This is a genomic window from Streptomyces sp. NEAU-sy36, assembly GCF_013423905.1.
GTDB classification, from domain to species: domain Bacteria; phylum Actinomycetota; class Actinomycetes; order Streptomycetales; family Streptomycetaceae; genus Streptomyces; species Streptomyces misionensis.
This window is the reverse complement of record NZ_CP058977.1, coordinates 2,946,942-2,968,625: the sequence shown is the minus strand read 5'-3', so window position 1 is coordinate 2,968,625 and position 21,684 is coordinate 2,946,942. Positions and strand designations below refer to the sequence as shown.

The 21,684-nt window shown below is 73.0% G+C and carries 8 protein-coding genes; 7 read left to right on the top strand and 1 reads right to left on the bottom strand.

All coding sequences use genetic code 11. The features are described 5' to 3' along the window. The first annotated feature begins 27 nt into the window (after positions 1–27). The 6 genes from HZZ00_RS13620 to HZZ00_RS13595 all read left to right on the top strand — a co-directional run bounded on the left by HZZ00_RS13620 (position 28) and on the right by HZZ00_RS13595 (position 19,349). Positions 28–468, top strand: a complete 441-nt coding sequence (locus HZZ00_RS13620; protein ID WP_180332427.1) for a YbaB/EbfC family nucleoid-associated protein — start codon at positions 28–30, stop codon at positions 466–468. A 48-nt stretch (positions 469–516) separates the two neighbouring features. Continuing rightward, the gene (locus HZZ00_RS13615) at positions 517–882 is read left to right on the top strand and encodes a WXG100 family type VII secretion target (protein WP_180332426.1); all 366 of its coding nucleotides are present in this window, start codon (positions 517–519) and stop codon (positions 880–882) included. After that, on the top strand, positions 879–17,090 hold the full coding sequence (locus HZZ00_RS13610) for a hypothetical protein (protein ID WP_180332425.1): 16,212 nt from the start codon (positions 879–881) through the stop codon (positions 17,088–17,090). Before HZZ00_RS13615 ends, HZZ00_RS13610 begins: the two co-directional genes overlap by 4 nt. Before the next feature lie 208 nt (positions 17,091–17,298). Further along, complete coding sequence (gene dhaK, locus HZZ00_RS13605; RefSeq protein WP_070026587.1) at positions 17,299–18,291, top strand: dihydroxyacetone kinase subunit DhaK; 993 nt, start codon at positions 17,299–17,301, stop codon at positions 18,289–18,291. Positions 18,292–18,337: 46 nt separating this feature from the next. After that, a complete protein-coding gene (gene dhaL, locus HZZ00_RS13600) occupies positions 18,338–18,937 on the top strand; it encodes a dihydroxyacetone kinase subunit DhaL (RefSeq protein WP_180332424.1) in 600 nt (199 codons plus the stop codon). 1 nt (position 18,938) lies between these two features. Further along, positions 18,939–19,349, top strand: a complete 411-nt coding sequence (locus HZZ00_RS13595) for a PTS-dependent dihydroxyacetone kinase phosphotransferase subunit DhaM (RefSeq protein WP_180332423.1) — start codon at positions 18,939–18,941, stop codon at positions 19,347–19,349. Between the two features lie 29 nt (positions 19,350–19,378). On the opposite strand, the gene HZZ00_RS13590 is transcribed toward HZZ00_RS13595, so the two are convergent. Beyond that, positions 19,379–20,245 (bottom strand): glycoside hydrolase family 75 protein, encoded by an 867-nt coding sequence (locus HZZ00_RS13590; protein ID WP_257585938.1) that lies wholly within the window; start codon positions 20,243–20,245, stop codon positions 19,379–19,381. A 453-nt stretch (positions 20,246–20,698) separates the two neighbouring features. On the opposite strand from HZZ00_RS13590, the gene HZZ00_RS13585 reads away from it, so the two are divergent. Further along, a complete protein-coding gene (locus HZZ00_RS13585) occupies positions 20,699–21,673 on the top strand; it encodes a fibronectin type III domain-containing protein (RefSeq protein ID WP_180332421.1) in 975 nt (324 codons plus the stop codon). Positions 21,674–21,684 lie beyond the last annotated feature (11 nt).

Here is a 21,684-nt window from a genome sequence, read left to right as displayed (position 1 = left end):
ACCCTCGCACGACGCAAGGAGACTCACGTGAGCAGCCCCTACGACCAGGAGATAGAGGACCTGCTGGCGCTGTACCGCAAACAGCGCGCGGAGGCCGCTGAGGCGCGGCGCCGGATCAACGAGGTGACCGGCACGGCGACCGCGCCCCGGCAGACCGTCAAGGCGACCGTGAACGCGCAGGGCGAGGTCACCGCGATCGAGTTCCCCACCGGCGCGTACCACCGCATGGCCCCGAAGGAGCTGTCCGAGGCGCTGCTCACCACCATCCGCCAGGCCCGCGCCAACGCGCTGGAGGCGGTCGCGGAGGTCAGCTCCCAGGGCCTGCCCGCGGGGGTCAGGATCACCGATCTGCTGGAGGGCCGGGTCGACGCCACGGAGCTGCTGGCCGAGGAGCCGGGCATGCCCGCCGAGGTGCGCGACTACATCGCCGAGGGGCGTCCGGACGTACGACGCGGGGACACCCGGTGACGCCGGACGACGCGCCCCGCCACCACCACGGGATCTCGGGAGGAACGCATGGCTGACGGCAAGTTCTACGTCGACACCGACGGGCTGCGCAACCAGCTGCCGTACGTGCAGCAACTGGCGGCGCGGTTCCGGGACATCGGCAAGAGCCTGGAGGGCAGGCTCGGCGAACTGGGCGAGTGCTGGGGCGACGACGCCACCGGCAGGCAGTTTTACGAGCAGTACGCCACGCCCAGGACGCAGATCATCGAAAGCACCGGGCAGATGGGCCAACTGGTCGACAGCATGCACGACGGCATCCGGACCATGGCCGTCAATCTCGAACGCATGGAGGACCAGAACATCGAGGCCACCCGCCGCCTGCACGCCTCGACCGAGGCCAAGCCCGAGACGCGGGTGAAGAACACCAAGCCATGAGCATCGAACTGCCCCCGGAACTCGGTTGGGTCGCCAAGCTGGCCGTCGGACAGGACTGGCCGAAGGGCGACGAGGACAAGTTGCGCAGCCTGGGCGCGGCGTGGGACGACGCGGCGCGCCAGCTCACCGCCATCAGCCGCGAGATCGATCCCGCGACCAGCGGTGTGCTGAACAGCATCGGCGGCGAGGTGGCCGACGAGTTCGCCGACTTCACCCAGCAGCTGAAGTCCAACATCCCCGACATGGCCGAGGCGGCCGGGCAGTTGGGCGACCTGGGCAGAAACACCGGGTTGCAGGTCGAGTACGCCAAGTACATGATCATCGCGCAGCTGATCTGGCTGGCGGTGGAGATCGCCGAACTGGCCTTCTGGGCGCCCGAGGCGATCCCGGCCCTGGTCACCGGCGTGCGGGCGATCGTGAAGATGCTGCTGAAGCGGCTGCTGATCTCGATCGCCACGGGTGTCGGCTTCATGGTCGGCATGGACGCGGTGATCCAGGGGATCCAGTTCCTCAAGGGCGACCGCACCAAGTGGGACACCGACGCCACGCTCCAGGCCCTGGAGGGCGGCGCGATCGGCGGTGCGATCGGCGGCCTCTTCTCGGGCGCGGGCTCGGTGGTGGCGCCGAAGTTCGCGTCCACGCTGATCGGCAAGGGCCTCATCGGCGGCGCCTCCAGCCTCGTCACCACCGAGGTGATGTCCGAGATCTTCGGCGGCGAGAACGACATGGGCTCCGCGCTGACCTCGGGCATCATCGGCGCGATGGGCGGCGGCGGGGGCAGGCGCAGGTTCGGCGGCGGTGAGCACACCGAGGTCCACACCCCGGACCTCCACCTGCCGTCCACGCCCGACCTCCACCTGCCCAAGTCGCCCTCCGGGGGCGGCGGCCCGGACCTGCCGAGCACGGAGAACCTGAGCACCGGTGACCTGGAGAAGGGCACGGGCTCCGGGTCCGGCTCCGGCAAGGGCGGTGACATCGGGACCGTCGGCACGGTCGAGGACGTCACAAACCACACGAGCACGGGAAGCACCGGAAACACCGGAAGCACCGGAAGCACCGGAAGCACCGGAAGCACCGGAAGCACCGGAAGCACCGGAAGCACCGACAACGGCCGGGCGGGCGGCAGCGGTACGGCCACGACGACTTCCGCCGGCGCCGGCCAGAACTCCGGCCTGGGCGGCGGCTCCTCGCGTTCCACCAATCACCTCCCGGTCACCGAGTCCGAGGACCACATCACCGGCAGCGGTCAGAAGACCGTCACGACTGCGCACGTCTCCACCGAGACCGCGCCGCCCGCGCACACCGCCGTCTCCGGCCGGCAGGGGCACTCCGGCGGGCTGCCCGGCTTCGAGACCACGCTCGGCGGCGGCCACGGCACGGTCACGGACATCACGACGGGCGAGCACCAGGTCACGGACCCGCCCCACCACGTCGCGCCGCAGGTCACGGAGACGACGAACCAGGCCACGGAGACGACGAACCGCCCCGCGCCCCAGATCACGGACACGACCAGCCAGCCCCAGACCACCGCCGACCAGCCGCCGCCCGCGGCCAAGGCACCCACCACCACCCAGAGCCCGCAGAGCCCCCACGCCGCCGGCAGCACTCCGCAGCCGAGCACGGCGCCGGGCCGGTCGCAGACGCCGGTGGCGGGAGGCAACCGTCCGTCCACCGAGTCCACGGGCGCCGCCAACCCGGTCCACGGCGTCCAGTCGTCGTCCACCCCACGTCCGGAGACGGAGTCCACCCCGCACCAGGGGCCCACCCAGACGCGCCCGACGGCCACCACCGGCCACTCCACCTCCAGCCACCCCGCGCAGAACGAGGTCGCCCCCCGCGCACCGCGCTCGCAGGCGCCCGTCACCGAGAACGCCACGGCCCCCCAGCAGCACCGGACCGCGACGCCTCCCACCCCGCACCCCACCGACGGCGAACACCTGCCCTCCTTCCCGGAGGTCCCCCGGCACCAGCCCGGTACGACCCCGCACCCGGAGACCGTCGAGGACGGCCCCTCGGCCCATGTCACCGAGCAGCTGACCCGGTTGGACGGCATCGTGGTGCCCACGCACGACCCGGGCTCGCCGGGGCCGCTGCACGAGGCGCCGACCCCGCCGACGACCCGGCCCGTGTCGCCGGACGCCGGGGTGCGGCAGCGTCTGACGGACCTCGACCGGGCCGCACGTACGGCAGGCCTGTCCGATGCCGACCGCACCGCGTACGCCCGGGCGGTGCGGGAGGCCGTCGCGTCCGGTGACTGGGAGCGCGCCGGGGAGCACCTGACGGCCTTCCGCGACCATGTCGAAACACGCACCGTCCAACAGCGTTACGAGGCGTTCCACGAACACGCGCGAGGCGGCTTCGACCGGCTGACGAACCTCACCGGTGCCAAGGAGGAGTGGCAGAGCAAGGTCGACGCGGTCGAACAGGCCCGCCGCTCGGGCGACTCCGAGCTGCTGGACAGCAGGCTCAACGAGTACTCGGCGTACGTGGAGAGCCATGTCCCCGCCGAGGCGCTGACCGGGCGGGACGCCCCCCGCCCGTTCCACCGGGAGGTGGAGGACCTGCGGCAGCGGCTCGCGCTGACCACCGACGGGCCCACCGCCGACCGGCTGCGCGCCCGGCTGGACGAGGCGCGCCAGGACGCCGAACTGCGCGACAGACTGGCCAGGTTGCGCACCTCCACCGATCCGGACCCCGAGGCGGCGGCGCTGTACGAGCGCCTCGACCACGCCAGGACGCCCGAGGAGGCGGACCTCGCCCTGCGGGACCTGGAGGAGCACCGCCAGGAGCGGGAGCTCCAGGAGCGCCTCGACCGGCTCGTGTCGGACGAGCCGACGGCGGAGCGGCGCCCGGTGCCCGGCAGCGAGGAGGACCTGCGCCGGCGTCTCGACGCCCTCGGCGACGGCGTGGACGACCACGAACGCGAGCTGCGCGAGCGGGTGGACCGGGCGAATTCCCCGGAGGAGGCCGACCAGGCGCTGCGCGAGCTGCACGAGTACCGGACGGACCAGCGGCTCCAAGAGCGCCTGGACCGGCTCAAGGCGGACGACGGCGACCGGCCCTCCGACCGCGAACTGCGCGAACGCCTCGACGCCCTCCACGACGGCGAGAACGATCCGCGCGCCGCCGAGCTGCGCGCCCGCGCCCGGGACGCGGCCACCGAGCCGGAGGCCAGGGACGCCCTCGACAAGCTCGAACGGCATCTGCGGCAACGCGAGCTGGACCGCCAGGACCGGGTGCGCGAACTGACCGACCGTATCGAGGAGTTGCGGAACCGGCATGCCGAGCAGTTGCTCGGCCTGCACTCCGGTGACCCCGAGGACACCGCACGCCGGATCGAGGACACCCGCGACGAGCTGTCCTCGCACCTGACGTACGACGAGCGCACCAGCGGGCTGCGGCAGGAGCTGGCGCGGCCGACCGCCACCGCCGAGTCCCCCGGCCACCTCGACCGCGTCACCACCGGGTCCGACGAGCAGCCGCCGGCCGTCGAGGACAGCACGCCCCCGCGGCACAACGCGCCCGTGGCGCACGGTACTTCCGGCGGCGGCGAGCCGCTCCGGGCCCCGGCGCAGGACACCCACGTCCCCCGCACCGACTCCGACGAGCAGACCACGGAGCAGACCGCCTCAAAGAGTCAGGGGAACCACGGGCAGGTCCAGGAGGACCAGCAGCTCGTCGCCCACAAGGACGCCCCGGTCGAGGACCCGGCCCATCCGGCCGTCCACCCCGTCCCCGGCACCAGGGACCTGGACGACCTGCGCCGCGCGGCCGGCACCGGCGGCCCCTCGGGGCCGCCCCGGATGCGGCTGGACCGGACCCCGCGCTACGTGGTGCGCTCCGGCTTCGACCAGCGGCGCTTCACCGTCGGCGACACGCCGTACACCGAGCTGACGGTGCGCGTGGCGCTGAACGACGGCTCGGGGTCGCACGACGCCGACGACGTCTGGCGCCGGGCGCAGGAGGGGGTCGAGCAGTACTTCAACGACCCCAGGTACACACTGCCCAACGGTGACCGGCTGCACGTCACCCTCGAACGCGTCGGCGCCGACGACAAGCCCCATCTGACCGTCAAGCTGGTGGACCCGGAGCAGGGCATGGACCAGCGCAACTGGGCGCCGGGTGCCAAGCCGGTCGAGTACGCGCACGAGATCTCCCACCAGCTGGGGCTGCGCGACGAGTACGCCGACGAGACCGCGCCGCAGCGCCCGCACGTCCTCGGCAGTCTGCTGGGCGACGTCCACCAGGACCCGGAGCACGAGGGTCTGGCCCCCGGTGGGCTGCGCGACCGCCACCTCCGGCTGCTGGGCGCCCTCACGGCCGGCCACGACGACCTGCTCGCTCAGCAGGGCCACGGCGGCGACCACCTGACGGTGCCGCGCCCCCGGGACCTGACCGGCGAGGAGGTCCCGCCGAAGCTCCCCGAGTCCACCACCGGGCAGGAGTCCACGCGGCAGCGGTACGACGACCCGACGCGGGACCCGGCCTGGCAGCAGTCGCGCGCCCAGGCCCCGCCGGTCCTGCGCACGCACACCTGGGTGGACCCGGTCTCCGACCCCACCCGGCAGCCCGAACCGGTGACCGCGCCCCCGCACGAGGACACACGGACGTCAGAACCGCCGAAGCAGGGCGAGGTGAACGCGCAGACGGCGCGGGACACCTACGGCATGCCGGAGAAGAACTTCAAGGAGTTCCGGGAGATCGCCCAGCGGAAGAACCTGGTCATCGACGTACGCCCCACCAACCCCACCGCCCCCCGGTGGCTCGACGCCGGAGCCATGGCCAAACCCCAGGCCATCAAGGCGAAGACCATCAACGAGGCCGACGTCCACCTCGGCGCCAAACCCGAGGACATCGGCCTGGTCGGCTACTTCAAGCCCCGGACACCCGACCGGAGCACCGTCCCCGACGCGGACTGGGACAAGGTCCTCTCCCGCTACAACCAGCGCTCCACCGAGTACAACGAACTCGCCGCGAAGATGCGGGCGTACGAGGCGGACCACACGTTCACCGTCAAGGACGGCGTGGTCTACGGCATCGACGGGGAGGGCAAGGAGCGGCCCATCACCGGTGACCACGACCTGTTCGACATCTCCACCCCGGGCGGCACCCGCATCCCGCATCCCCGGCACGACGCGCTGATCAAGGAGATGCAGGCCAAGGACATCGCCGTGATGCACGGCGCCCACATGTTCTGGAATCCGCCCTCCCCGTTCAGCAAGTCGGTCTTCGACAAGATCGTCGGCTCGCACCACGGCCCCGGCGGCGAACCTCTGCTGCGCTTCCGCCCCGGGAACGACAACGCCGAACTCACCTGGACCAAGCGCCCGGACGAGACCCTGGAGAACAAGCCCCCGGCGGACGACGGGGACAAGGCCAGAGACGACGGCGGCCCGGACCGGCAGGAGTCCGGGGAACACCAGGAGCAGAAGCAGGAGAAGCGGGAAGAGCGGGAAGAGCAGCAGGACCAGAAGGAGCGGAAACAGGAGGGGCACGAGGAGCACGGCGACCCGAAGGAGCGGGAGGAACAGGAGCGGCACGAGGAGCGCAAGGACGAGGACGGGCAGGAGGACCGTAAGGGCCAAGAGGACCGGAAGGATCCCGCCGTCACCCCGAAGGACGAGCAGGAGCAGAAGCCGCCCGAGCCCCCGGCCAAGGAGCCCGACCCGGAGCAGAAGCCCGCCGAGCCCCCGGCCAAGGAACCCGACCCGGAGCTGGACGGGCGGCACCGGGACACCCTCGCCGGAAAGAAGATCACCGAGGAGCCGGGCCCCGACGCGGTCCGCGCCCGGATCGAGGCCCTGCTGCGCGACCACGCCGGGGACACCTCCGTCACCCAGCGCCTGGACGCGGCCCTCGACCCCGCCAACTTCCGCAAGCAGCACGGCCGGATGGTCAACGGCGGCTGGCGGTTCACCGTGCACGTGGGCGGCAGGCCGTACGAGGTCGAGCTGAGGGCGACCGCCTCCGCCTGGCGGCTGGACCCGAAGACCGACGCGGCCAAGGACAACGACGGCGAGGGCTTCGACGTGCCCGTCGAGTCGACGCACGAGTCCACCCCGCGCAAGACGGAGATGACCTCCTCCGAGGCGGGCCTGGAGCTGGGACCGACGATCGTCCGGCCCGTCAACCCCCAGCTGTCCGCCCTGGTCACCCCCTCCGTGAAGCTGGGCGGCGCCACCCATGGCCGCGAGACCACGGTCAAGTCCTCGACGCAGACGGCGAACCAGTTCGCCTTCACCGGCAAGACCGACAGCTACACCTCCGAATTCACCTATACGGTGAAGGTCACGGACCACGAGGGCACCACGCTGCACGCCCCGGGGACGGACGACGCCATCAAGGGCCAGGTCCGCGCCGACGTGCCCCGCCCGGAGGACCTGGCCACGGACCGGCCGCGCACCTGGCAGGGCTGGGACCTCGCCCGGACGAACGACACCGATACCGGAACCGATACGGGAACCGGCACCGGCACGCATGCGAAGAAGCCCGCCTCCGGCCACCCCGTGTCGATCACGGGGCTGAACTCGGCCCGCGACGCCGTCTACGAGGCGCTGCCGCGCGAGGCCCGCCCGGACGGCACCGCGCACCAGGACATCGAGGACTTCTTCCAGCCCTCCAACGTGCTCAACGAGTTCGAGCAGGCCTCGGGCAAGGGCCTGCTGTCGAAGACTCTGACGCTGAGCGACGGCAGCAAGGCCCATCTGCTGCTGACGGTCGAGCCGGACGGCTCCCAGGCCCTGCACACCGTGGACGACAAGGCCACCCTGGGCTCGAAGTCGTCGGGCGAGCACGGGCAGAACCGCACGGAGAACAGCTCCTGGTCGCTGGGGCTCAGCGGCGGCGCCACCGGAGAGGTGTGGAAGGCACAGGACAGCTCGCGGTCCACCTGGCTGACCGGCACCGCCGGCTACACCGGCTCCGGCAACCTCGCCCACGGCACCAAGGGCAAGAACGCCGTCGGCAGCGAGTTCAGCCACGAGCAGACCGGCAAGGCCGACCTGGTGGCCACCCAGGTGCGGCTGCGCGTCCAGCTCGTCCGGCACCACTTCCAGCCGGGCCGCGACGGGCTGCACGGCACCACCACCACGGCGATCGGCGACCACTCCCCGCCGCCGTCCGAGCAGCCGCCGGTCCGGCCGAACGGCGATGTCGTCCTCACCATCGACGCACAGCACGGCGAGGTGCTGCGCGCGGTCCCGCACGACCTGACCGCCCCGCCCACGACCGACCGGCAGCCGTCCCTCGAACCCACCCGGCTCACCGACCCGGTCGCGGCCCCGCGCACCACGTTCCTCGACGTCCCCGGCTCGACGGAGCTGGAGGACCACATCGTGCTCGAAATGCACCAGAACCACCCCGGCGTGCTGCCGCCGCCCGGGGCGATCCACGCGGACCCCACGGCCGCGAACCGCCCGCGCGTCACCCCCGAGGCCTGGGACAACCTGCGTGAGCTGCGCCGGCAGCTCGCTCCCTCGCGGCTGCGCGGCGCCGCGCCGAAGCTGCTGGACGGCACCTACCGGATCACTTTCAAGGGCCCCCATTTGCCGGGCGCTTCGGGCAAGACGCACGAGATCCTGATCAAGGCCGAACCGGCCAACGGCGAACACGTGGGATCCGGCAAGTCGACGACGAAGACGGTCAGCAGCCGCACCACCGGCGCCGACAAGTCCGTCACCCGCAGCTCCAAGCACGTCGTCAACCTCGCCGGGAACGTGCGCAGTTCGCTGGACCACCCGGACGTCACACGCGGTTTCACCATGGGCAGCCTCGACATCACCGCCCACAACCCCTCGCACGGGCTCACCATGGGCACCGAGACCGAGGTGAAGCGGCAGTTCTCCCTGGAGGCGGACGCCGACGTCTACGCGCACCCGGTGACGTTCAAGGTGATGGTCGGCGTCGAGGACCCCAAGCAGCCGACCACGCACCTGTCGACCGAGGCGCCCTCGGCGCACATGCAGCGGATCAAGCCGGTGCGGCCCGCGGGCCGGCTCACCGTCGAGGTCGCGCGCCGGCCGGAGACGACCGACGCCACCACCCCGCCGCCGCAGACCATCGCCACCCTGGACGCGCTGCCGCAGCGCCACTCCGTCCGGTTCGTCACCGGTTCCGAGGAGTTCCGGAACCAGGCGCAGAAGTCCCTGACCAGCGCCTTCCAGAAGAAGGCGGGCCCCTTGGGCAACACCCGGGTGCCCGAGCTGAAGGACGCCCTGGACGGGCTCACCGACGCGGAGCACCTGCGGTCCCTGGTCTCCGCCTCGCACGGCGGCTGGGCCAACAGCGGTGACGAGCAGGTGGGTTCGGGTCGCAACCGGGACACCGTCGGGCTGTCCACGCGCACCGGGCTGAGCAACTTCCGGTTCCGCGAGACGCTGCCCGGCGAGGGCAAGCTGGAGATCGAGACCAAGACCAGCGTGTCCACCCAGGTCGCGGACAAGACCACGGTCGCGTTCAAGGCGGGCCTCGGCTTCGACGTCGGCCGCTTCCCGTCCAAGGACAGCGCGGACGCCTCCTTCCAGGCACGCGGCGGTGTCAAGGGCAAGGGCGGCGCCGGCCGGAACAGCGGCGAGAACGTCAAGCACAAGATGACGACCTCGCGCAAGGCCGCGTACAAGGGCACCTGGCACGTGTACGAGGCCGACGCGGACGTCACCGTGCAGGGCAGGGTCACCGACGCCAAGGGCAACGTCTTCCTCGGGGAGCCGCAGACCGGCAAGCACCGGGTGCTGGTGCTGCTGTCCGACGACGACGTGCGCAGGCTCGGCGACGCCACCGGGACCCAGACGGGGACCCGGCAGGCGCCGCTGCTCGCCAAGGGGCTGCTGGGCGGCGCCACCGCCGAGATCCCCAAGTCGGACGAGATCCTCGGCGAGATCGACCGGCAGGTCCGCAAGCTGGACCAGGTCGCCCCCGTGCCGGAGGCGGCGCTGCCGTTCGCGGACACCTTCTCCCCGGAGAACCTGTCGGCCAACTACGAGGACCTGGTGGGCCGGGGCATCCTCGACTACCACGTGCACGAGTCCCGCACCCAGCGGGTGATCACCGAGGTGCTGGTCCGCGGCATCCCGGAGGAGAAGTGGACCGACGAGGGCGACCACTCCACCGGGGACACCACCCGCAAGGTCGGCATCGCGCAGACCGTCAAGGGCAGCGCGGGGCACAACTGGTCGCTGGGCGCCGACGGCAACCTCCGCCTCTCCTACGCCCCGGTCGTCAAGCCGAAGCCCGGCCAGGACGCCGCCGCCGTCAAGGCGGAGGAGAGCAAGGGCGGGCTCGGCAGCGCGGCCTGGGCGCCGACCGGAGGCGGCGAGGGCACCCGGACCAAGAGCGCCGAGACCGGCGTCACCACCAAGGTCGACCACAAGACGTCGAAGTTCGGCGACACGGTGAAGTTCGGCAACCGGATGCGTTTCGAGGTCACGGTGACCCAGCGCACCGAGTACGGCCGCTTCGTGAACCTCGCCGCGCCCCGCCCGGTGAAGCCGTCGTGGCGGGTCCACGTCCACGTGCCCGAGTCGCTGACGGAGACCGCCGAACAGGCCGCCGCGCATCAGCAGAAGCAGCAGCCCCCGCAGCAGTCGCAGGAGCAGACACAGCAAGAGACGCAGGAGCAGACGCAGCAGCCCACCACGCACGACGGTGGCGACACCGTCGAGTTGCAGCCCCTCACCGGTTCCAAGGAGGACCGGGAGCGCTGGCAGGCGTCCCTGGACTCGGCCCACGACCTGGTGGGCTTCGACAACCACGCCGGGCTGTACGACCAGGCGCAGACCGTGCTCACCACGCCCCGGCCCTGGGGCGACGGCATGCTGGGCAAGGCGGGCTCGGCCATCTCATGGGGCCTGGGCTCGGCCGCCTCGACCCTCGGTCACTGGGCGGGGGCCATGACGCCCAAGGAGGCGCAGAAGCTGATCGCCTCCTTCGTCTCCGACCCCCGGCTGGACGACGCCAACCCTCTGGTGAAGGAACAGCGCCTGCCGCTTGAGCAGCAGGTCTCCCTGCGCCGCACCCTGGGGCCGAGCACCCTGCCCACGGTGTTCCACCAGCTCAAGGACCCCGCCGGCGGTTATCGCACGGTGCCGCTCGGCAGCGACGGGAAGACCGGGCTGGAGATCCGCCTCCAGCCCACCGGCGAGGCGGAGGAGATCTCCACCCGGGACAACGGCAGCGACGAGATCACCGTCGCCACCGAGCACGAGTCGGCCACGACCGCGAGCAACGGCGTCAACGCGAACCTGACGCCCCTCGCGTTCCCGGTGACCACCAAGAACCCGAACGTCATCGTCCCGTTGCCGACCAACGCCATGAAACTGGACCGGGACCAGACCTTCGAGAGCAAGTCCCCGGTGACCCGTGGCCCGGGTGTGCCGAACCGCACCCTCCCCCCGCCGGTCGTGCCGCACGGCAAGACGGCCACAGAGCCGGGGAAGGCCACGCTCAAGGGACCCCAGGTGCTGATGCGGCAGCCGGTCAGGCTGTCCACGCAGAAGTACGACGAGAACGGCACCTACGGGAACACGGCGCACACGGACGGGCACGTCTACTACTGGACGGCCAAGAAGACCGACGACCCGGTCACGGAGCCGGAGAAGGCGCCCGAGGAGAACGAGCAGCAGGCACAGACCTCGAAGCCCACCGAATCGCAGCAGTCCCCCGAGCCCACCGGGGAGAAGCAGCAGGACCCGAAGACCTCAGGGGACCCGAAGGAGACCGAGGGACAGACCCCGAAGGACCCGAAGGAGACCGAGAAGCAGCCCCCCAAGGACCCGAAGGAGACCGAGAAGCAGCCCCCCAAGGACCCGAAGGAGACCGAGAAGCAGCCCCCCAAGGACCCGAAGGAGACCGAGAAGCAGCCCCCCAAGGACCCGAAGGAGACCGAGAAGCAGCCCCCCAAGGACCCGAAGGAGACCGAGAAGCAGCCCCCCGAGGACTCCGGGCGGAAACAGCAGGACCACGAGCCCGAGCGGCAGCCCAAGGACAAGGACGCCGAGGCGCCGAAGCAGGACCGGAAGCCCGACGAGTCCGAGGACATCTCCTCCGCGCCCCCGGCCCCGCCCCGCCTCAAGGTCCCCGGCGACGGCCGCTGCCTGCTGTACTCCGTGCTCGCCAGCACCCCGCCCGAGCACTGGCCCGCCGCCCTGCACGGCGGCACCCCGCGGGACGCGCGCGCTCTGCACCAGGCCGTCCTCCAGCAGATCGGCACCCGGCAGCAGACGGCCGTCGACCCGCACAGCCCCTTGGGCCGGGCCGCCGGGAACCTGCACCGGATGGTGCTGGGCGGTCTGCGGTCGACCCCCGCGCACGAACTGCCGCACGAGGTCGCGGAGGTGTACCGGCGCGTCCAGGTGGACCGGCTCCAGCGGCAGCTGCGTAACGAAAGCCCCGAGGAACTGCGCGCACGGCTGGGGCGCTACGGCGTCGACCGTGTCATGTCACCCGACTGGCTCCACCCGCGGGCCCTGCGCACCCTCTACATCGAGGCCCGCACCCGCGAGCTGACGGGCGAGCCGCACCACCTCTCCCCGCGGGACGCCGCCGAGGCCGCCGCGGCCGAGGTCCCGGAGACGACGAACAGGCTCGGCCGCTGGGTCCTGCACGACGACGCCCTGGCGCCGCACGCCCAGTTCGACTATCTGACCGCGCACGGCGAGCCGCTCAGCCTCGACCACATCGACAGCAAGGAGGCCCTGGTCGACGCCGTCGTGGACACCTCGCTGCACCAGCCGCTGACGCCGGCCGAGCACCAGGCGCTGGTCCGGGCCGTGGAGAACTGGGTGCCGGGCAACGACGCCTGGAACACCGACGAGGGCGAGGTCTTCCCCGCCCTGGTGGCGCACACCCTCGGCACCCGGCTGCGCACCTTCCGGCTGCTGCCCGACGGCACGACCGCCATGGAGACGACCGGCCCCGGACACACCGGCCGCACGGTCGACGTGCACTACGACGGCCACAGCCACTACGACGCCGCGCAGCTGCCGGCACGCCACACCACGACGGTCACCGACGACGAGGTCGCCCCCAGGGCGCCGAAGGCATCCGGGTCCGTCACCGGCAGCGCCGCTCCGCGCCGTCCCCGCGACCAGGCGCCCCGCTTCGTGGTGCGCTCCGCCTTCGACGCGCGGGTGTTCCGCGCCGGTGACACCGCCGTCACCGATCTGACGGTCCGGGTCGCCTTCCGGGGCGGTCCGGAGCAGGACGCCGAGACCGCCTGGCAACGGCTCGTCCAGGGGACCGAGGAGTTCTACAACAGCCCCGGCCACCAGCTCCCCGACGGCAGCCGACTGCACGTCACGGTGGAGCGCGTGGCGGCGGACGACCAGCCCCATCTGGTGGTGGACCTCGCGGGCCACGACCGTCCGATGGACCAGCACACGTGGTGGACGGACGCCGAACCGGTCGCGTACGCCCATGAGCTGGGTCATCAGCTCGGGCTGCGCGACGAGTACCGGGAGGACGACGGCGAGGGTCCGGGCCGGGCCGGGGTGACGGGCAGCCTGCTCGGCGACTTCCACCGGCCGGCGCCGGACGGGCTCGCCCAGGGCGGGCTGCGCGGACGGCACCTCCAACTGCTCGGGGCGCTCGTCGGCGACGTACCCGAGACCGTCGTGCGTCCCGGCGCCGACGCGGCGCACACCGCCTTCGGCCCGCAGGACCCGCGCTGGCAGGAGGCCCGTGCGACCGCTCCGCCGGTGACCCGGCGGCACGTCTGGGTCGACCCGGTGACCGATCCCGGACGGCACGACGGGGAGCAGGAGGGGACCCGGGACCCGCGCGTGCCGCAAGGCGTCCAGGAGCGGTCCGGGGAGGAGGGCTCGGAGGACTTCGACTACGCGGAGTTCCTGGCGGAGTACACCGATGAACGCAGGCGCGAGTACGACTGGCTGGACCAGCTCTACGGCGACACCCTCGACCAGGACGCGTACGACCGGGTCCACAACGCCCTGCTGACCCTCCAGTCGATGGACCTGGCGCACGTCACGCCGGACGCGGAGCAGCGGCCCCCCGTCGAGGTGCTGGCCGGGCAGGTGCTCCGTCTCGACGGCGCGCCCACCGCGCAGGACTACCGGGATCTGCTGGAACTCACCGCGCTCGCCGGTCCCGAGGCGACGCGGGACGCCGCCGCGCTCGGCGCGCACTTCCTCGCCACCACGCACCAGGCGCTGGGCGACGACACCCTGCTGCGCGGCGGCTCGGCGCACGTGGGCCGCGACTGGACGGCCTCGCACACGGTGCCGTCGGACCTCACGCACTACACGACGACCGGCTCCGACGGGGAGCAGACGCGGCACACGGCACCGTGGCGCAGCCCGTACGTGGCGGCCGCCGACCGGACCCCGGGCGGGCTGGCGCTGCGGCTGAACGGCCGTACGGTCCATGTGTCCGAGGCCGAGTTCGCCGAGCTGGTGGCCCGTGACCCGCTGCGCGGCGCGGACCAGGACATCGTGCTGGTGGTCTCGCACGGGCAGGACCAGGAGCTGGCGCGGCTGGTCGCGGACCGGGCCGGGACGGCGGTGTGGTCGACCGACTCGCGGGTGCACCCGGTGCTCGACTGGCGCACCGGTGACGAACTCCTCGACCTGTCCGGCGGCAGCGGCGGCTGGGCCCTGCATCTGGGCGGCCCGCGCGGCCCGCTGGACCTGTTCGACTTCGGTTCCCCGACGCCGGAGCACGAACCCGCCGGCCCGGACTACGCGAGCAAGCTGCTGCCGCACCCCGGCGGCCACGAGTCGGCCCTGGCACCGGCGAACCTGATCGACCGGCTGAGGGCCCGCCCGCTGACGACCAGCGACTACGAGGTGATCGGGGCCGATCCCCACACGGTGCTGTTCGAAGAGCCCACCGGCATGAACTTCGCCACCTTCGCCTACGGCCGCTCGGGCGACGTGCCCTCGCTGTGGGTGCCCTCCCAGGGGCACCAGCGGACGCTGGTCGGGGACCACCCGCCGCTCCATGTGTCACAGGACCTGTCGCTGGCGCACCGTGAGGGCGGCTACGGCCAGCAGGTGTTCGCCACTCCCGAGGCGATCGAGGCGTCCAACCGGCGCCTGGCGCTCGCGGGCTCCCTGGTACGGCTGGAGGCCGGCGACCTCACGCTGCGGGTTGCCGACGGCCAGGGTGGGCATCGTGAACTGGTGCGTGTCACGCCGCGGTTCCTGACCCGCTCCGGGAAGTCGGAGGAGGAGATCTGCCGGGACTTCGCCCAGATGGTGTCCGGCGGCGCCGCCTCGCACGTGGTCTTCCGCGGCCCCGACGGTTCGAGCCTGGACAAGGCTCCGATCAACGCCCTCGGCCGCACCGAGGTCACCGGCATCCACCACCTCGCCGAGTCCCTCTCCCTGGTGGCGGACGGCGAGCGGCCGACCGGGCCGCTGGGCCCGTCGTGGGCCGTCGACCAGGTGCGGCGGGACGACCGGCTCATCGCCGAGAGCGACGGCCCGACGCCGGGCAAGTCCTACGGCAGCGCGCTGAGTTACGACCCGCTGGTCAATCCGCGGCGCGACGCGCTGTCCGCCGCCGCGCGGCAGATCGGCATCAACGAGCACGCCTGGGCGAAGGTCGGCGAGGCCTACCTGGTGCACTCGATCAACGCGCTGGACGAGAACGGCCTGCCGAGCCTGGCGCGCAACTACGCGAAGCCCGGCGAGCCGGAGGGCAGCCACTACGGCTACCACTTCGCCACCGTCGTGCTCTCCAGCGAGGACGGCAGGCACCAGATCACCCTGGAGAACTTCGCCCGCCGCGCGCACGTCGCGGGCATCGTGAAGACGGCCGTCTCGGAGACGCTGCGCCACGGCACCCCGGGCGGCTTCCGCAGGCTGCACCGGGCCATCGACAAAGAGCTGGACCGGGCGCGGGCGGCCGGCGCCGACGAGGCGCGGGTCAAGCGGCTGGAGCGGCATCTGGCCCTCGTGGACGCGCTGACCAGGACGGCGGACGCCCGGCGGAAGGTCGACGGGGCGGCTCCGGGCACCCCCGAGCACGCGAGCGCCGCCGCGGAGTTCGACAAGGCGCTCAAGGCCGCCGAGGCGCGCATGAAGCAGGCTTCGGAGCTGGCCAAGGGCAGCGACCTGTGGCACTTCCGGATGTTCTCCCAGCGGCCGGGCGAGACCATGCACGAGGTCAGCGCCGACCTGCTCACCTCGGACCGCTCGGCCGAGGCCAACCCGCTGACCGCGGTGATCGTGCACGGTCACCGGCTTCCGAAGATCGACATCGGGTTCCGTGAGGGCTCCCGGCAGATCGGCAAGGACGAGGGGCGCAAGCTCAACTACCTGGCCGAGCTGGCGACCCGGACCGGGCTGTGGAACCACCACAACGGTCTGCCGCTGCCCCGGATCACGGTGACCGGGCGCGGCAACGCCCGCCGCCCCACGCTGGGCGGGGCCCTGCCCGACGCCGCCCGGCAGCGGGCGCAGGCCGTGCACGGGGAACTGCGGGACCGGCTGGACCGGTATCTCATCAACTACCAGCACGGTTCTCCCCTGCAGCGGCTGACCGCGGCCGACTTCCCCGTCACGGTCACCACCGAGCGCCCGCCGAAGGGCGCCGACCAGGAGCAGGGCCGCCGTACGACGGTCGCGGTGCACGACACCCGCGCGGACCACTCCGAGGTGGCGCCCCGGGCCCCGCGGCGGCAGCAGACGCCCACCGAGAACCGGACGCGGACACAGGCCCAGACACTGACGCAGACGCAACCCGAGGCCACGGCCCCCGTCGTCCCGCACACCGCCCCTCCGGCGGCGCCGTACCGCAGTGAACGGCTGACCATCGGCAGCGTCGAGTTCGCGGACGGCGCGTCCGAGCCGACGGGGGCGCAGCGGGAGACGGTGCACCGGCTGGCCGCCGAGGTGGCGTGGGCGTCACTGGCGAACGTACGTGCGGGCTTCCCGCCGCCGAGGGTCACGGTGGTCGGCCACGCGGACGGCATGCGCGGGGGGCTCCCCCACTTCGGCGAGGCGCTGCGGCGCGGGCAGGCACGCGCGGACGGCGTGGCGGACCTGTTCCGTTCGGCCCTCGCGGTCCATCTGGAGCGGCTGGGGACCGGCGAGGAGGCCGTCACGCTCCTGGCGGACATCGAGGTCACCGCCCGTTCCGAGGGCAACGCACCGCCCGGCGGCGGGACCGCGGGCGAGGACCCCGCGGCCGCGCTGCGCCATGCGTTCGTCGTGGTCGAGCTGCCCCGACCGGCCGGCGGTGACGCCTGATGGGCCCGGCGGTGCGGCGGCCACGGCACGCGCCGCCGGGGCCCGTTCGGGAGGGCGTCGGCGCCGCGGAATGCGGCAGCGCACATGACCTTCGGGGCCACAAGACCGATACTGAGGTGCAAGGCTCCGACCACCCACCTGGTCCCACCCGGCCTGAACAGGGAAAACACCGGTCAGGGACCACCTGCGAGCTTTCTGGGAGACAGGCATGAAGATGTTGATCAACGTGCCGGAGACCGTCGTCGCGGACGCGCTGCGCGGGATGGCGGCCGCGCATCCGGACCTGGCGGTGGACGTGGAGAACCGGGTGATCGTCCGCCGGGACGCCCCGGTGGCGGGACAGGTCGCGCTGGTCTCCGGCGGTGGGTCCGGGCACGAGCCGCTGCACGGCGGGTTCGTCGGCCCCGGCATGCTGTCCGCCGCCTGTCCGGGTGAGGTGTTCACCTCGCCGGTGCCCGACCAGATGGTGCGCGCGGCGGCCGCCGTGGACAGCGGCGCCGGGGTGCTGTTCGTGGTGAAGAACTACACGGGCGACGTGCTCAACTTCGACATGGCGGCGGAGCTGGCCGAGGACGAGGGCGTCCAGGTCGCCAAGGTGCTGGTGAACGACGACGTGGCCGTCACCGACAGCCTCTTCACGGCCGGGCGGCGCGGCACCGGGGCGACGCTGTTCGTGGAGAAGCTGGCGGGTGCCGCCGCGGCCGAGGGGCGGCCGCTGGAGCAGGTGGAGTCGATAGCCCGCCGGGTGAACGAGAACTCCCGCAGCTTCGGGGTGGCGCTCAGCGCCGTCACGACCCCGGCGAAGGGCTCCCCCACCTTCGACCTGCCGGTGGGCGAGCTGGAGTTGGGCATCGGCATCCACGGCGAGCCGGGCCGGGAGCGGCGGCCGATGATGACCTCCGGGGAGATAGCCGACTTCGCGGTGAACGCGATCCTGGAGGACATGTCCCCGCACAACCCCGTGCTCGTCCTGGTCAACGGCATGGGCGCCACCCCGCTGCTGGAACTGTACGGGTTCAACGCCGAGGTGCAGCGGGTGCTGGCCGAGCGCGGGGTGGCCGTGGTGCGCACCCTGGTCGGCAACTACGTCACCTCCCTGGACATGGCGGGCGCCTCGGTGACCCTGTGCCAGGTCGACGAGGAAATGCTGCGGTTGTGGGACGCGCCGGTGCGCACCCCGGCGCTGCGCTGGGGGATGTGATACGGCGGACACAGCGCTCAACGCCCTTACTATGTTTGGAGGTCCAGTGCTCGACGCCGACTTCTTCCGCCGTTGGATGACGGCGACCGCCGCGTCCGTCGACCGCGAGGCGGAGCGGCTCACCGCCCTCGACTCGGCCATCGGGGACGCCGATCACGGCAGCAACATGCAGCGCGGGTTCGCGGCCGTACGGACGACGCTGGAGAACGAGGCGCCGGACACGCCGGGCGCCGTCCTGATGCTCTCCGGACGCCAGCTCATCTCGACGGTCGGCGGCGCCTCGGGGCCGCTGTACGGCACGTTGCTGCGCCGTACCGGCAAGGCGCTCGGAGAGGCCGCCGGGGTCGGCGAGGAACAGCTGGCCGAGGCGCTGCGGGCGGGTGTGCAGGGTGTGATGAAGCTGGGCGGGGCGGCGCCCGGCGACAAGACCATGGTCGACGCCCTGCTGCCGGCCGTGGAGGCGCTCGGGAACGGGTTCGGCGCCGCCCGGGAGGCCGCCGAGAAGGGGGCGAAGGACACCGTCCCGCTGCTGGCGCGCAAGGGCCGGGCGAGCTACCTGGGGGAGCGCAGCATCGGCCACCAGGATCCGGGTGCGACGTCGTCGGCGCTGCTGATCGCGGCGCTGGCCGAGACCGCGGAGGGCTGACGTGAGCGAGGAGAAGCTGGTCGGGATCGTGCTGGTGTCGCACAGCGCCGAGGTCGCCGCCTCGGTCGCGACGCTGGCCAAGGGGCTCGCGGGCGGGGCCGAGGCGGTGCCGGTGGCCCCGGCGGGCGGCACCGAGGCCGGCGGGCTCGGCACCAGCGCCGAGCTGATCGCCGCCGCGGCGGCCTCGGCGGACCGGGGCGCCGGGGTGGCGGTCCTCACCGACCTCGGCAGCGCGGTGCTCACCGTGAAGGCGCTGCTGGCCGAGGGCGACGAACTGCCGGAGAACACGCGACTGGTGGACGCCCCGTTCCTGGAGGGTGCGGTGGCCGCGGTGGTGACGGCCGCCGCGGGTGCCGACCTGGACGGGGTGGAGGCGGCGGCGAAGGAGGCGTACGACTACCGCAAGGTGTGACGGGCCGCCATGAGGTGGCGGGGGGCTGGTCAGCCGTCCGTGTCGGACACGAACTGCCTGGCCAGCCGCTCCCCCGTCGCCACCGCCGCCGCGTGGTCCTCGATGGGCTCGGCCCGCGAGTCCTTGAAGACGATGTAGGTGACTCCGGAGGCCGCTCCGCCGTCGCTGGGGCCGGGGCTGATGCCGAGGCCCTTGGCGGTGGCGTAGGACGCCTCGCCGATGAGGTCGCCCGGGCCGGTGTCGCCGACGACCGCGTACTGCACCCGGTCCCGGTAGACGACGGCGGCGACCGAGCCGCCCCGCACGCCGTGCGCGCCGGGGTCCCAGCGGGGTCCGGCGGCCGGGACGACGATGTAGGGCAGTTCCTCGGCGCTGAGCGGCCGTCCGTCGGACTGGTGGAAGGCGGTTTCCGGGGAGTACAGCGGGTCGGCCTGGGCGTTGCAGTGCGCGGAGGGCCGGCCGTCGCAGTCGATGTCCAGGTCGGCCTTCCAGAAGACGGCGTCCCGGGTGCCGCAGACGGGCACGGTCTCGGGGCTGTCCTCGTCGGTGCGGTACAGGCCCTTGGAGATCTGGTCGCAGGCGCCGACCCGGGCCAGCAGGTCCTCGGCGGTGACGGCGCCCTCGCCCCGGGCCCCGGCGGCGGGGGCGTTCTCGCGGCGGGCGGATGCGGGGGGTGCGCTCCGGGCCGGGGTGGTGGCCGGGTGCTCGCGGGCCGCGCCGGCGGGGGCGCTCGCCCGAGGGGCAACGTTTTTGCGCGGACCTGCGCCGGGGGTGGCGCCCTTGCCGTGGGTCGTCGCCCGTGCCTCGGGCGGGACCGCCGCGGCGGGGCCGGGCAGCGTGGCGGGGGCGATCAGGGCCGCGCCGACCGCGGCCAGCGTCAGCGTCGGGACACGCACACGCACGATGAGGAACCCTCTCCTCGGGGACATGTCGAGCCCACTGTGGGCCGCGGTCCGGGCGCCCGGCCGCAGGGGGCGCCCCCAAGGGGCTGGATGGAGCACGGTACTGACAACCCATGAGGGAACAAATCGGGCATTCGGGGCATAGGATGTGATGGTCTCACCGCCGAACGGGCGGCTCCACGGGGACAACAGGGGCCGGGAACCCGGACCGCCTCCGATCCAGGTCCCCCGGCCGCCCGCGCCGGCGCGGGTTCGGCGACGACAGCGTTTCCGCGCCAACGGCATGAACTCCCCAGCCCTCTCGGGGAGTTCATGCCGCAGGGACCTTCAGCATACGTAACCGCGCGGGGTGCTCGGCACCGGCCCCTTGCCGCGGGCACGCCGAGCGGGCCATATTGGTCCGGACCATTGCCGGGCCGCCGTTGAGCCGACCGTGGAGGCAGAGCCGTGCGACGCGTTCCCCTTCCGCTCGTGCTGGTCTGCGGCACCCTGCTGCTGCTCACGTCCTGCGGCTGGAGCCGGGCCGACACGGGCGACGAGGGCCGGATGCCGGGCGCCCCGACCGGGGTCACCGCGCAGGCCGGCAGCGCCACCTCCGTGCACGTGATGTGGAACGCGGTGCCGGACGACTCCGGCATCCGCTCCTACGAGGTGTACCGGGACGGCACCAAGACGGCCGAGGTGCCCGGTGCGGAGCGCATGGTGGACGTCGTCAGGCTCAGGCCGTCCACCGAGTACGCGTTCACCGTGCGGGCCCGGGACAAGGCCGGCCGGCTCGGGCCGCCGAGCCGTCCGGTGCGGGCGCGGACGCCCGCCCGGGCCGCGGCCGACCGTTCGGCGCCGACCCGCCCCGGGGCGCCCACCGGACGGGCCGACGGCAGCCGGGCGGTCCGGCTGTCCTGGGGCACCTCCCACGACGACCGGGGCGTGGTGTCGTACGACATCCAGCAGGGCGGCACACGGATCCACAGCGTCGGCGGGAATCTGACCTCCGCGGTCGTCACCGGGCTGCGTCCCGGCACCCGGTACGTGTTCACGGTGCGGGCCCGGGACGCGGCGGACAACCTCTCCCCCGCGAGCGCCCCGGTCCGCCTCACCACCCCGGGCACCGACGACGGCCGGGCCACCGCGCCGACCGGCTTCACCGCCGCGACCCACCGCGCCGACGGCGCCTACTACCTGGACCTGTCCTGGGATCCGCCGAGCACGGACGGGGTGATCACGCAGTACGCGATCCGGCTCGACGGCACCTCGGCCACCTCGCTGGAGTGGGGCGGCACCCCGCCGCGCGGCCGGGCGCACTACAGCTTCTACCTGGGCCGCGCGGCCGGGGAGGAGCACCGGGTCCGGCTGCGGGCCCGGTTGCCCGACGGCACCTGGGGCGGCTGGTCGCCGGAGCGGACGGTGACCACGGGGCGCTGACCACAGACCGG

Bases quoted from the DNA above. Each gene is read 5' to 3' on its own strand.
- HZZ00_RS13615 (WP_180332426.1), top strand. From the start codon at position 517: ATGGCTGACGGCAAGTTCTACGTCGACACCGACGGGCTGCGCAACCAG.
- dhaK (WP_070026587.1), top strand. From the start codon at position 17,299: ATGAAGATGTTGATCAACGTGCCGGAGACCGTCGTCGCGGACGCGCTG.
- HZZ00_RS13610 (WP_180332425.1), top strand. From the start codon at position 879: ATGAGCATCGAACTGCCCCCGGAACTCGGTTGGGTCGCCAAGCTGGCC.